Origin of the sequence: Streptomyces montanisoli (genome assembly GCF_017813245.1) — a bacterium.
GTDB classification, from domain to species: domain Bacteria; phylum Actinomycetota; class Actinomycetes; order Streptomycetales; family Streptomycetaceae; genus Streptomyces; species Streptomyces montanisoli.
The window spans coordinates 1-12649 of record NZ_JAGIQL010000171.1 but is presented as its reverse complement, the minus strand read 5'-3'; the positions used below and the strand labels follow the sequence as shown (position 1 = coordinate 12649).

The window sequence follows — 12649 nt, the reverse complement described above, 5'->3', positions numbered from 1 at the left end:
CGCGACGGGCGCGGGCGGCCCCGCGACTGGTACGAGCGGCCCCGCGACGGGCGCGGCGCTCGACGGCGTCACGGGCGCGGCGCTCGACGGCGTCAAGGTGCTCGACATCGCCACCCTCTTCGCCGGGCCGCTCGCCGCCACCCTCCTCGCCGACTACGGCGCCGACGTCACCAAGATCGAGCACCCCAAGGGCGACCCGGTGCGCAGCCACGGCGCCAGCAAGGACGGGGTGGGCCTGTGGTGGAAGATGCTCTCCCGCAACAAGAAGGCGATCACGCTCTACCTCGGCAGCCCCGAGGGCCAGGATGTCTTCCGCCGCATGGTCGCGGACGCCGACGTGGTGATCGAGAACTTCCGCCCCGGCACGCTGGAACGGTGGGGCCTCGGCTACGACGAGCTCAGCGCGATCAACCCCGGCCTCGTACTGGCCCGCATCACCGGCTTCGGCCAGCTCGGCCCGTACGCCAAGCGTCCCGGCTTCGGCACACTCGCCGAGGCCATGAGCGGCTTCGCCGCCATCACCGGCCAGCCGGACGGCCCGCCCACGCTCCCGCCGTTCGGGCTCGCCGACGGGGTCTCCGCGCTGACCGCCGCGTTCGGCATCATGACCGCGCTGCGCGCACGCGACCGCACCGGCCGAGGCCAGGTGCTCGACCTCGCGATCATCGAGCCGATGATCACGCTGCTCGGCCCGCAGGCCATCACCTACGACCAGCTCGGCCAACTCCAGCCGCGCACGGGCAACCGGTCGGCCAACAACGCGCCGCGCAACACCTACCGCACCAAGGACGGCAGTTGGGTCGCCGTCTCCACAAGCGCCCAGTCCATCGCGGAGCGTGTGATGCGGCTGGTCGGACGGCCCGAGTACGTGGACGAGCCGTGGTTCGCCTCGGGCGCCGAGCGCGCGGAACACGCGGACGAGCTGGACGAGGCCGTCGGCGGCTGGATCGCCGAACGCACGCGCGACGAGGTCACCGACGCGTTCGAGCAGGCGCAGGCAGCCGTCGCGCCCATCTACGACATGAGCGACATCTTCGAGGACCCGCAGTTCCGCGCGCTCGACACGATCACCACCGTCGAGGACGAGGAACTCGGCACCGTCCGGTTCCAGAACGTGCCGTTCCGGCTCAGCGACACACCGGGAGCCGTCCGCTGGTCCGGCCCGCGCAAGGGGCGCGACACGGCGGAGGTGCTGGGCGCGTACGGGGTGGACGCGGACGCGCTCGCGGCGCTCGCGGAACGGGGGATCGTGTGAACGCCCGGTCGTGGCTCTACGTCCCCGCCACCCGCGCGGACCTGCTTGCCAAGGCCATGCGCGGCGACGCCGACGCCGTCGTGCTCGACCTGGAGGACTCCGTCCCACATGCCCGCAAGGCCGAGGCGCGCGCCGCGGCGGCCGAGGCGGTACGTGAACGGTGGCCGAAGCCGCTGTGGGTCAGGGTCAACGACGTCGCGGGGCGCTATGGGACCGCTGACCTGGAGGCGCTCGCCGGCGCGCCCGTGGCCGGCCTGCGGCTGCCCAAGTGCGAGACACGGGAGCAGATCGCGCTGGTCCTGAGCCATGTCGACGCGCCACTGCACCTGCTCTTCGAGACCGCACTCGGCGTCGAGCGCGCCTACGAACTCGCCCGCGCGGCACCGCAGGTGGCGTTGTTGTCGCTCGGCGAGGCCGACCTGCGTGCCGACCTGCGGGTACGGTCGGACAGCGCGCTCGACTGGGCGCGCGGCCGGATCGTGGTCGCCGCGCGCGCGGCGGGGCTCGCACCGCCCGTGCAGAGCGTGTGGACGGACGTGTCCGACATCGACGGGCTCGTCACCAGCACTCAACACGCCCTTGAGCGCGGCTACTTCGGACGTTCCGTCGTCCACCCGAAGCAGACCGGGCCGGTCAACGCGGCCTTTACGCCGGCGCCCGAGGAGGTGGCGCGGGCACGCCACCTGGTCGCCTCCCTGCGGGACGCGGCGGACGCGGGCAGCGCGGCCTGGCTCGACGACCGCGGCCGGCTCGTCGATCCGGCCGTCGTGGCGCAGGCGCGCTGGGTCCTCGAACGCACCGGCTGACCACACCGCACCACACGAGGCACGCGCACCCCGCCACCCCACCCGCACCAGCACACACGTAGACAACCCGCACGCAGACAACCCAGACGTACACAACCCAGACGTACACAACCCGCACCGGCTGTCCCACCGGCCCACCGCACCGCACCCACCGCGCGGCACGCGGCCCCCACACCTACCCCACCGAGGCAAGGCAGGCCATGACCTCACCACAGCAATCCACCAACCCGCTGCTCGACGCCCTGCCGGCGGACCCGCGCATCGTCGAGCTCGGCCAGCCGCTGTTCACCGGCATGCCGTGCTCGCCGAACCATCCCGGATTCCGCATGACGTTGGCCCGCAGGCACGGTGACATGGTCAGGCCCGACGGTGGCTCCGCGTCCAACGAGGTCATCATCACCGGCGGCCACGTCGGCACGCACATCGACGCGCTCTCCCACGTGAGCCACGACGGCAAGCTGCACGGCGGCGCGGACGCCGCCGAGGCGCAGGCCGGCGGTGCCTTCTCCGTGCACGGCGCGGAACACACGCCCGCCATGGTCACCCGCGGTGTGCTCCTCGACGTGGCCGCGGCGCACGGCACCGACACACTGCCCGGCGGGTACGGGGTGAGTGCGGACGACCTGGAGCACGCGGCGAAACTCGGCGGCGCGGAGCCCGGCCGCGGCGACGTTGCCCTCGTACGCACCGGCTGGGCAAGGAAGTTCGACGACGCCGTGGCCTACCTCGGCAAGGAGTCCGGGGTGCCCGGCATCACCGAGGACGCGGGACGGTGGCTGGCCGAGCGCGGGGTGCGGGCTGTCGGCTGCGACACCACCGCGTGCGAGCAGATCCCGCCGGGCGCGGGACACAGCGTGCTGCCCGTGCACCGGCTGCTGCTCGTCGACAACGGCATCTACATCATGGAGCACCTCGCACTGGAGGACCTCGCGGCCACCGGTCAGCACGCGTTCCTCTTCGTGGTCGCGCCGCTCCGGATCGTCGGCGGCACCGGCTCCCCGATCCGCCCGATCGCGGTGATGTCCTGATGCCCGCGACCCCCGCCGCCGGCGCGTCCCCGGCACCCGCCCCGTCCACACCCGACCGGCTCACCCCGGCCCAGCACCTCGCGCGCTTCGCCGTCGACGTACGCGGCGGAACGCTCCGCGCCGACCTCGCGGAGAAGATCACGGGCCACCTGCTCGACCTGCTGGGCAACAGCATCGCCGCCCTCGGCGAGCGCCCCGGCGCGGCCGTGCGCGAACTGGCCGCCGAGTGGGGCGGCACGCCCGCCGCCACCGCCATCGGCTCGTCCGTGCGCCTGCCCGCGCCGTCCGCCGCGCTCGTCAACGGCACGCTCGCGCACAGCCTCGACTTCGACGACACACACCTGCCGTCGGTCCTGCACCCCTCGTCGCCCGTGCTGCCCGCCGCCCTCGCCACCGCCGAGGCCGTCGGCGCCTGCGGGGCCGACCTGCTCGCGGCCTCCGCCGTCGGCGTCGAGGTGACCTGCCGTCTCGGCATGGCCCAGTACGACGAGGAGCTCGGCAACTCGGTCTTCTTCGACCGAGGCCTGCACGCCACCGCCATCTGCGGCGCGATCGGCGCGGCCGTCGCCGCCGCGATGCTGCGCGGGCTCGACGCCGACGGCATCTGCTCCGCCATCGGCATCGCCGCCAGCATGGGCTCCGGGATCATCGAGGCCAACCGCACCGGCGGCACCGTCAAGCGTGTGCACTGCGGCTGGGCCGCACACGCGGGCGTCGTGGCCGCCGACATGGCGAGGCTCGGCCTCACAGGACCGCCGACGGTGCTGGAGGGACGCTTCGGGTTCTTCCAGGCCTTCTGCGGCGAACGCTTCGACCCCGACCTCGTCGCCGCCGCCGTCACGGACGGGCTCGGCGAACGCTGGGAACTCTCCCGGCTGTTCATCAAGCCGTACCCCTGCAACCACTTCACGCACGCGGGCGTGGACGCGGCGATGCGGCTGCGCCGCCGCGGCGTCGACCCCGGCAGGATCACCGCCCTGACGCTCGGCGTCCCCGCGCCCGTCCTGCGCACCATCGCGGAGCCGGCCGCCGAGAAGGCACACCCGCGCTCCGGGTACCACGCGGCGTTCAGCGGCCCCTACACCGTGGCCGCGGGACTCCTCGCCGACCCCTCGGCGCCGGGCGCCGGACTCGGCGTGTTCCACAAGGACTTCACCGACGAGGCGGCGGCCGATCCCGCCCGCCTCGCCCTCGCGGCGCGCGTGACGTGCGTCGCCGACGAGGAGTGCACGGCCGCCTTTCCGCACCAGTTCCCCGCGGTGCTGACGGCTCGGGCGGACGACGGATCGACCGTGACCGAACGGGTCATGGTCAACAGGGGCAGCCCGCAGGACCCGCTGGACGCCGACGAGCTCACCGCCAAGTTCCTCGCGAACGCGGCCGGAAGCTCCACCGCGGGCCCGGGCAGGGAGGCGGCCGCCCGCGAACTGGCCGACGAGGTATGGAAGATCGGCAGCGCCCAGGACACCGCGGGCCTGACCCGCGCGCTGTCCGCGGTGGTGACCGGCACATGACGCACCACAGCCTTTCCGACCCACCCGTGTGAGGTGAGAACCCATGAGCAGTGTGCGTTCCGCACGCCCTGAGCGGTCCCGTGTGCGCTGGCTGACGCTCGGCCTGATCGTCGCCCTCATCGTCATCAACTACATCGACAGGAGCGCGGTCAGCTACGCGGTCGACCCGCTGACCAAGGCGTTCGGCATCAGCAAGTCCCAGTACGGCTATGTCAGCAGCGCCTTCTCGATCGGCTACATGGTGTTCGCGTTCCTCGCGGGGCCGCTCGTCGACCGGTACGGGGCGCGGCGCGTGCTGCTGCTCGGCGTGGCCCTGTGGTCCGTGGTCACCGCGGTCACGCCCGTGTCCGGGACGTTCATCGGCCTGTTCGTGGCGAGGGTCGTCCTGGGCGCGGGCGAGGGGCCCGGCTTCCCGGCCGCGACCCGTACGGTCAGCCGCTGGCTGCCGCAGAAGGAACGCGGCCGCGCACTCGCCATGGTCGGCGGCGTCGCCGTCGCCGGATCGCTGCTGATCGGCGGCCCCGTGGTGACGCAGCTGATCGCGGGCCTGGGCTGGCGCGGCATGTTCTGGGTGCTCGCGGGCCTGGGCGCGCTGTGGTTCGCGGTCGCCTACGCGCTGCTGCGCAACACACCGGACGAGCATCCCCGGGTCTCGGCGGCGGAGCACGCGCACATCGCGGAGGGCCAGCTGGAGGAGGAACGTTCCGCCAGGGTGCACGTCCAGTGGCGCCCGGTGCTCACCAGCAGGAACCTGTGGATCATCGCGGTGGGCTACTTCGCCTGGGGCTTCATGTTCTGGGGCTTCATGTACTGGCTGCCCGAGTACCTGTCGTCGCAGTACGACCTCAGCATCACCGCGGTCGGCCTCTTCACGGTCGCACCGTGGGCGGCCGGTGTGATCGGCGCGCTCGTGGGCGGCGTGATCACGGACAAGGCCTTCTCCCGCACGGGCAGCCCCCGCACCCGCTTCACCATCATGGGCGTGGCGCTGCTGCTCTCGGGCGCGGCCCTCATCCCGATCTTCACGGCGCCGTCCCTGACGGTGTCGGTCACGTTCATCTCGATCGGCGTCGGGCTCGGCTTCGTCACGGGCGGCATCTGGTGGGTCGCCGCGATCGACGCCGTACCCGCCCAGCCGGGCGTCGCGGCCGGGTTCGCGGACGCGTCGTTCGCCCTGTCCGGTGTGGTCGCGCCGTCGGTGATGGGCTTCATCGTCAGCTCGACGGGGAGCTTCTCCAGCGGGTTCGTGGTGATGACGGTCCTGGCGGTCATCGGCGCGGGCTCGCTGCTGATCCTCCCCAAGCGGGAGCGCCGGCACGAACTCCCGCCGACACGGCGGGAGCCGGACCTGGCCCCGAACCCGCACTGACCGCCCGTAGGGCTGCCGCCCGCGCCGGGCCCGACGCGGCGCGACAGCCCTACCGGTGCTCGTGGTCCCTGACGGCCTGCTCGATGGCGTAGGCGGTCGCGGTGAACGCCTCGGCCTGCTCTGCCGTCAGGTCCCGGACCGTGATCTCCTCCAGGCTCCGCCACATGTCCGCGATGGGCTTTCGCATGGCGCGGCCCTTGTCGGTGAGGTGGACGATCATGACCCGCCGGTCGTGCTCGGCCGGCTCCCGGGTGAGCAGTCCCGCCTCCTGCATGCGGCGCAGCGACTTGGAGACCGTGGAGTGGTCGAGGCCCGCGCTGTCCAGCAGCTCCGACTGGGTCTGGCCGTCGCGGTCGAAGAGCTGCATCAGCAGCAGCTCCTGCCCCGGGTGCAGGTTCATGTCGCGGAGCATGGCGGCGGCGTGGCCGCGATGGGTGCGGGCGAGCTGGAAGATGGCGTAGCTGAGGCGGCCGTCGCGCGCCGTGCCGGGGGTCCTGGACGCGGGGTCGGTCATGGTGCTCCTCATGCGTCGCCGAGCGTGGGGTAGTCGGTGTAGCCGCTTTCACCGCCACTGTAGAAGGTGGCCGGGTCGGGGGTGTTCAGCGGCTTTCCCGCGCGTATCCGGTCGACGAGGTCGGGGTTGGCCAGCGCCATCGCGCCGACCGTGACGACGTCGGCCCGGCCGTCCGCGACGTCCTTGGCGCGCGCGGTCAGGTCGGCGCCGGCGCGGTTCAGTACCAGCGTGCCCGGCCACAGCGACCGCAGTGTGTCGAGGAGTTCCTCGTCGCCGGCGTGGATCAGGTGCAGGTAGGCCAGGTCCAGCGGGGCCAGGGCGCGCACCAGCGCCGGGTACAGCTCGTGCGTGTCCTCCTCGCGGATGTCGTTGTAGGGGTTGCCGGGGGAAAGGCGGATGCCGGTGCGCCCGGCCCCGATCTCGCCGGCGATCGCGGTGGCGACCTCGACGGCGAAGCGAATGCGATGGTCGACGGGGCCGCCGTAGCGGTCGGTGCGCTTGTTGGTGCTGCCCGCCAGGAACTGGTGGACGAGGTAGCCGTTGGCACCGTGGATCTCCACCCCGTCCGCTCCCGCTTCGACGGCGTACACGGCAGCGCGGCGGAAGTCGTCGACGGTCGCGGCGACTTCGCCCTCGGACAGTGCGCGGGGCACGGGCATCTCCCGCGGTCCGGTCGCGGTGAACATGGTTCCGGCGGGCCGGACGGCGGAGGGCGCCACGGGCCGGCGGCCGTGCGGGGTGTTGCCGGGGTGCGCGATGCGCCCGGTGTGCATCAGCTGAACGACGATCCGGCCCCCGGCGGTGTGCACGGCGTCGGTGACCTTGCGCCAGCCGGCCACCTGCTCGGGGGAGTGGATGCCGGGCGTGAGCAGGTAGCCCTGGCCGTCGGCGGAGGGCTGGGTGCCCTCGGTGATGATGAGCGCCGTCGAGGCTCGCTGGGCGTAGTACTCCGCGTTCAGCTCGGTCGGCACGCCCTCGGGGGTGGACCGGTCGCGGGTCATCGGCGCCATGGCCAGGCGGTGCGGCAGCCGGATGTCCCCGGCGCGGGTGGGCTGCCACAGGGCGTTGAGGCCAGTGGGGTCGGTGGGGTCGGTGGTGTCGCTGGTGTCGCTTGCGTCGGTGATGGGCACGGGAACTCTCCGCGGGTACGGGTTGGGCGGGTGCTGCCGCATGTCGGCAGGGGTTCAGCAGGAGGTTCAGCAGGGGGCTCAGCAGGGGGTCAGTCGACGGTGATGACGAGCTTCCCGCGGCTGTGACCGGCGTCGCTGGCCTGCTGGGCCCTGGCCGCGTCGGCGAGCGGATGCGTCGCGCCGACGGTTGTGGCGAGGCTGCCGTCGGCGGCCCGCTGGGCGAGTTCGGTCAGGCGGGCGCCAGAGCGGCGCTGGGGCCCGTCCGAGAAGACGACGCCGAGTTCGCGGGCGCGGAAGTCGGCTGTGGTGACGATCCGGTCGGTGCCTCCGCGCAGGGTGATCGAGTCCTCGAGCGCTCCCTTGCCGGCGGCGTCGAGTACGGCGTCGACGCCGCCCGGGGCGACCGCGCGGACCCGCTCGACCAGGTCGTCGCCGTAGACCAGCGCGGTGGCGCCGAGCGAGGCCACGTACTCCTGGTTGGCGGGCCCTGCGGTCCCGATGACACGGGCACCGCGGGCGACGGCGAACTGGACGGCCATGGTGCCGAGTGCGCCGGACGCGCCGTGGACGAGCAGGGTCTCGCCTGCCTTGACGTCAAGCAGGTCCAGGGCGCGGTCGGCACCGTCACTGGCCACCGGCAGCGCGGCAGCGTGCGTCCAGTCGAGGCCGGCCGGCTTGATGGCGAGAACGGACGCGTCGGCCAGCGCGTACTGGGCGTAGGAACCGGTGTCGGACCAGCCGAGCACCTCGTCGCCCACCGTGAACGAGTCGACGCCTTCGCCGAGGGCGTCGACCACCCCGGCGATCTCGCCGCCGGGGACGGCCGGGAGCGTGGTGGGGAAGATGCTCTCCATGGCCCCGGAACGGATCTTCCCGTCCACCGGGTTGACACCGACCGCCCGCACGCGCACCCGGACTTGCTTGGGGCCGGGCCGCGGTGTCTCGATCTCCGCCTCGTGCAGGACCTCGGTGCCGCCGAACGTGTCGAAAACGATGGCCTTCATGACTGCTGTCTCCTTCGCGAAACGATCCGCCGGCGCCAGTTACGTGGCTGGACACATAAAACGTAGCATCGATTAGGTGGCTAGCCAAGTATTCGGCGGACCGCCGACCGCCGACCGCCGACCGCAGGCGGTGCAGGCGGCGCAAGCGGACGGCTTCGAGGGTGCGGACCACATGTCCGTGCACGCCTCCGAGGCGTCCCTGTTCCTCGCTCCCACAAGCCCTCACGGCTCACGCCGCGATCTGCTGTTGCCCGGGCTGCGGGCGCCCGCCGGATTGTCGGCCGCTGTCGGCGCTGCCGCCGGGGCCGTCGCGGGCGTGCTGCTTCAGGACGGGCCGGACGGTCCGTGGGTACTGCTGACCGCGGCCGGAGCGGCCTGCGGCGTCTCCGCCGCACTGTTCGCGGCCGGCGGGGTCGTGGCAGCGGCGTCGGCCGCAGAAACAGTCCTGTGCTGGCTCGGGGTGACGCGCATGTGCTCGCCCAGCCTCTGCTGTGGGCGATGGGGGGCATGGGCCCGCAGGCCGCCGCCGGTTCGGTGCTCGCTCTCGCGGCACCGGCGCTCGGCCTGCTGCTGAGCGCGCGGGAGCTGCCCCGGATCCCGCAGTCAGCGCTGCGCCTGCGGGCGGCCGTTGAGGCACGGGTAAGGACTCCGGGACTCCGGGCTCATGCTCGACCCCCGCCGGGCCAGTGCGGGCACATCCGCCTTGCGCGCGCGGCGCTCGTCACCCCTGGCGCGGCTGCCCCCGCCCCAGCACGGGAGCCTGCTGATTCCTGGCGGGACGCCGCCGGGCCGTCAGCCCGCTTCGTCGAAGATGCCCTCCGCCGTGGGCGCCGTGACGGCGCGGGTCAGCCATTGGCGGAGGATCTCGGGGTCGCTGCAGTCTGTGACGCGTGTGTAGACGTCGTCGGAGACGTCGAGGCCTCGCTGCTGCAGCACCAATAGGACGTCTTCGGCGCCGCGCTGGGCCGCGCCCTGGGTTCGGCCTTGCTCGCGGCCTTCGTCGCGGATTTCTTCCGAGAGGTACGACTTGTAGAAAGAGAGGTCCACGGCCACCAGTTTCCTCCAGAGGTCCATTGCCGGGCGCGGCGTCGACGAGCGCTCGTTCCGTGCGGTGTTGCAGTAGCGACGGCACAGAGGCGAGTCATCTCGACGTGCCCGCCGGAAGGAGCAGAGCTGTGGACGCGTCGCCGTGGGGTCAGCCCTCTTCGCCGAAGATGTCCTCCGCGGTGGCTGCTGTGAGGGCGCGGGCCAGCCACTGGCGGAGGGTCTCGGGGTCGATGCAGTCGGTGACACGTGTGCGGACGTCGTCGGAGAAGTCGAGGCCCCGCTGCTCGAGAACGAACAGGATGTCCTCGGCCCGACCTTCCGCCCGGCCTTCGTCACGGCCCTGTGCTCGGCCCTGCACGCGGCCTTCGTCGCGAATTTCTTCCGAGAGGTACGACTTGTAGAAAGAGAGGTCCACGGCCACCAGTTTCCTCCAGAGGTCCTTTGCCGGGCGCTTGCCCATGCCCTGCGCGGTGAATTCGATGATGGGGTCTGCTTCGTCCTCGGGGACGTCTTTGAGAGCGGTGGACAAGGCCCTCAATACGGTACCAATGTCCGGGTTCGCGGCGTGGGTGATCGCTGCCAGGGTGGCGAGCGCCAGGTCGGCCCGGGCCTCCTCTGGATCGGTGATCACCGGCATGTTGTGCGGGCCCGCGACGACGGGCTGAACGGTGAGTGTGGGCAGTCCGGGCGGGCCGCTGGACACGGGCCGCTGGGCCCAGTGTGCGGTGCCGCGGTCCTGGCACACGACCAGCAGCGCGGTCGGCAGCCGGTACTTGCTCCACAGGAACGAGACGTAGTACGCCCAGCTCGCCGGTTTGTCGGACGCCGGACGCCCCTGTGCCTCGACGGCCAGCAGGAACGCGCCCTGCTCCGCGGTTTCCAGGCGCAGCAGTGTGTCCACACGGCGTTCCACTGGATTGGTCTCCGTGAGATCCGTCGGCAGCACCGCCACTTTCACCGGAGCGGCTATCGGGATGCCCAGCACACGGGAGACCCGACTGAAGAGGCCCGGGTCGTGCTGGAAGATCCGGTGCATCGCTTCGTGTGACGACTTGACCATGGTTCCTGTCTCTAACGGGGCGCGTCGGAGGCTGTCGTGCTGAGAGTAGGGCGGTCAGGTGACCGGAAATCCCGATAAGCCGGATTCTTCACTCGTGCGAGCGAGCGTGCGAGGAACGTGCGTGCGCCGGGCTTTCGTTCGGTTCTGTCCCCCTGTCGTGTGCACGAGGCGCAACTCGGCCCAGACCGTCTTGCGAGGGAAGCTGTCGTGCGTCACGCCCCAGCGGTGTGCGAGCGCGTCCACGAGGAGCAGGCCGCGGCCCGACTCCGCATCCCCGCAGGGAGGTTGAGCCTCGGGCAGGCACTCGCCCCGAGTGTCCGTGACCTCGATCCGCAGGAGGCTGTCGGCGTGCAGACGGAGGACGAGACGAAAGTCGCGGCCCGGAACGCGGCCGTGAGTGGCCGCGTTCGCGGCCAGCTCGGCCACGATCAGGCGCGCGGGGTCCGACGGGAGCCCCCAGTCACGCAGTTGGACGTCCGCGAGCAGACGCGCGAGGCGCGCGCCGCGTGGTGTGGACGACAGCTGCACGCTGAGCGAGAGGTTGGGGTGGGCCGTTGGGCCGGCGGGTTTCTGAGGCACGTCACTCACCGTGTCGAACCGTGCCTACTCTGTGAAGGGTTCGGGCCGTTGCGTACGGTGACTGTCGGTTGCTTGTCCGGTGCTGTCCGGACTGTCGGCACCGCTTCACGGGCAGGGCGCGACGGTACGAGGCGGTGTGGCGCCGGGACAGGAGGACGGGGATGTCGGTGGACGGCGGGGCGCAGCGGCCCGGGGACGAGGCGGACGGGCCCGGGTGGGAGGTGGACCCGGACGACGACTGGGGCGTGGCTGTGATCGCCACCGTGGGGCGGCAGTTGAGGCTACGGCGGGAGGCGGCGGGGATGCGGGCCGGGGAGTTCGGGGTGGCGACCGGGTATGGCGAGGACCTGGTCTACAAGATCGAGGGCGGCAAGCGGATTCCCCGCCCCGAGTACCTGGACAAGGCCGACGAGGTGCTCGCGGCGGGTGGCCTGCTGGCGGCGATGAAGGAGGACGTCGCCAAGGTCCGGTACCCGAAGAAGGTGCGGGACCTGGCCCGTTCGGAGGCGCGGGCGGTCGAGATGGGGCTGTACAGCAACCACAACGTGCACGGCCTGTTGCAGACCGAAGAGCACATGCGCGCGCTCTTCGACGTCTGGCTTCCCGCGTACTCGGACGAGGAGACGGAACGCATGGTCGCCGCTCGCATGGCGCGACGGTCGGTCTTCGACCGGTCACCGGCCCCCGCGCTCAGTTTCGTCCAGGAGGAGGTGACCATCCGGCGCCCGGTCGGGGGCAGGATGGTGTGGCGGCGACAGCTCGAACGGCTGTTGGAGGTGTCGCAGTTGCGGCAGGTGTCGCTTCAGGTGGTGCCCACCTCCTGTGAGGAGCATTTCGGGACGGGAGGCTTGATCGAGGTGCTGAAGTTTCCCGATGGAACAGCGGTGGGGAGATCCGAGGGCGCGTTCGGCGGGCGGCCGGTGTCAGATCCCAAGCAGCTCAGAATCCTCGAACTCCGCTATGGAATGATCCGGGCGCAGGCCCTCACACCCCGAGAGTCGCGGGCCCTCATCGAGCGCGTGCTGGGAGAATCATGATCCGCACTTCTGCAGACCCGAACGTTGCCCTGCTTGCCTGGCGCAGAAGCAGCTACAGCAGCAGCGGCGACGGCAACGACTGCGTCGAGATAGCCGCCGCCCCCGGGGCGGTCCACGTGCGGGACTCCAAGGACGTGGCGGGCGCACGGCTCGCCCTCGCGCCCCGCGCCTGGGCGTGCTTCGTCGCGTACGCGGCGGCGCGGCGCTGACCCGCCCGCGCGCGGGTCAGTGGGACGTCGCGAGGCGCGCCTCGTGCACAGCCGCCCGGTGGGCTTCGAGGCGCTCCGCCAGCAGGCGGCTCGCCGC

The 12649-nt window shown here is 72.1% G+C and carries 14 protein-coding genes; 8 read left to right on the top strand and 6 right to left on the bottom strand.

What is annotated here, in order from left to right; all coding sequences use genetic code 11:
• Positions 1-97 precede the first annotated feature (97 nt).
• From JFN87_RS27915 to JFN87_RS27895, 5 genes are all read left to right on the top strand, one after another.
• A complete protein-coding gene (locus JFN87_RS27915) occupies positions 98-1255 on the top strand; it encodes a CaiB/BaiF CoA transferase family protein (RefSeq protein WP_209344381.1) in 1158 nt (385 codons plus the stop codon).
• Positions 1252-2061 (top strand): HpcH/HpaI aldolase/citrate lyase family protein, encoded by an 810-nt coding sequence (locus tag JFN87_RS27910; RefSeq protein WP_209344378.1) that lies wholly within the window; start codon positions 1252-1254, stop codon positions 2059-2061. Before JFN87_RS27915 ends, JFN87_RS27910 begins: the two co-directional genes overlap by 4 nt.
• A gap of 200 nt (positions 2062-2261) precedes the next feature.
• Complete coding sequence (locus JFN87_RS27905) at positions 2262-3089, top strand: cyclase family protein (protein ID WP_209344376.1); 828 nt, start codon at positions 2262-2264, stop codon at positions 3087-3089.
• Complete coding sequence (locus tag JFN87_RS27900; protein WP_209344374.1) at positions 3089-4603, top strand: MmgE/PrpD family protein; 1515 nt, start codon at positions 3089-3091, stop codon at positions 4601-4603. The genes JFN87_RS27905 and JFN87_RS27900 overlap by 1 nt, the downstream gene beginning before the upstream one ends.
• A 43-nt stretch (positions 4604-4646) precedes the next feature.
• The gene (locus JFN87_RS27895; RefSeq protein ID WP_209344372.1) at positions 4647-5972 is read left to right on the top strand and encodes an MFS transporter; all 1326 of its coding nucleotides are present in this window, start codon (positions 4647-4649) and stop codon (positions 5970-5972) included.
• 49 nt (positions 5973-6021) lie between these two features.
• Here the strand turns inward: JFN87_RS27895 and JFN87_RS27890 are convergent, their stop codons facing one another.
• The 3 genes from JFN87_RS27890 to JFN87_RS27880 form a co-directional block, all read right to left on the bottom strand.
• The gene (locus JFN87_RS27890) at positions 6022-6486 is read right to left on the bottom strand and encodes a MarR family winged helix-turn-helix transcriptional regulator (protein WP_209344369.1); all 465 of its coding nucleotides are present in this window, start codon (positions 6484-6486) and stop codon (positions 6022-6024) included.
• Positions 6487-6494: 8 nt separating this feature from the next.
• Positions 6495-7610 carry an alkene reductase gene (locus JFN87_RS27885; protein ID WP_443732207.1) on the bottom strand — a complete coding sequence of 372 codons (1116 nt, stop codon included), beginning with the start codon at positions 7608-7610 and terminating at the stop codon, positions 6495-6497.
• Positions 7611-7705: 95 nt separating this feature from the next.
• Positions 7706-8620, bottom strand: coding sequence for an NADP-dependent oxidoreductase (locus JFN87_RS27880; protein ID WP_209344365.1), 915 nt, complete (start codon positions 8618-8620; stop codon positions 7706-7708).
• A gap of 76 nt (positions 8621-8696) precedes the next feature.
• Between JFN87_RS27880 and JFN87_RS27875 the strand changes: the two genes are divergently transcribed.
• Complete coding sequence (locus JFN87_RS27875; RefSeq protein WP_209344363.1) at positions 8697-9194, top strand: hypothetical protein; 498 nt, start codon at positions 8697-8699, stop codon at positions 9192-9194.
• Positions 9195-9412: 218 nt separating this feature from the next.
• Here JFN87_RS27875 and JFN87_RS27870 read toward each other — a convergent pair whose 3' ends face one another.
• From JFN87_RS27870 to JFN87_RS27860, 3 genes are all read right to left on the bottom strand, one after another.
• Positions 9413-9667, bottom strand: coding sequence for a hypothetical protein (locus JFN87_RS27870; protein ID WP_372449294.1), 255 nt, complete (start codon positions 9665-9667; stop codon positions 9413-9415).
• A 148-nt stretch (positions 9668-9815) separates the two neighbouring features.
• Positions 9816-10727, bottom strand: coding sequence for a hypothetical protein (locus JFN87_RS27865; protein WP_209344360.1), 912 nt, complete (start codon positions 10725-10727; stop codon positions 9816-9818).
• Between the two features lie 54 nt (positions 10728-10781).
• Complete coding sequence (locus JFN87_RS27860; protein WP_307865615.1) at positions 10782-11315, bottom strand: ATP-binding protein; 534 nt, start codon at positions 11313-11315, stop codon at positions 10782-10784.
• A 152-nt stretch (positions 11316-11467) separates the two neighbouring features.
• Between JFN87_RS27860 and JFN87_RS27855 the strand changes: the two genes are divergently transcribed.
• Positions 11468-12343 carry a helix-turn-helix domain-containing protein gene (locus JFN87_RS27855; protein ID WP_209344358.1) on the top strand — a complete coding sequence of 292 codons (876 nt, stop codon included), beginning with the start codon at positions 11468-11470 and terminating at the stop codon, positions 12341-12343.
• On the top strand, positions 12340-12552 hold the full coding sequence (locus tag JFN87_RS27850) for a DUF397 domain-containing protein (RefSeq protein WP_209344355.1): 213 nt from the start codon (positions 12340-12342) through the stop codon (positions 12550-12552). Before JFN87_RS27855 ends, JFN87_RS27850 begins: the two co-directional genes overlap by 4 nt.
• Positions 12553-12649 lie beyond the last annotated feature (97 nt).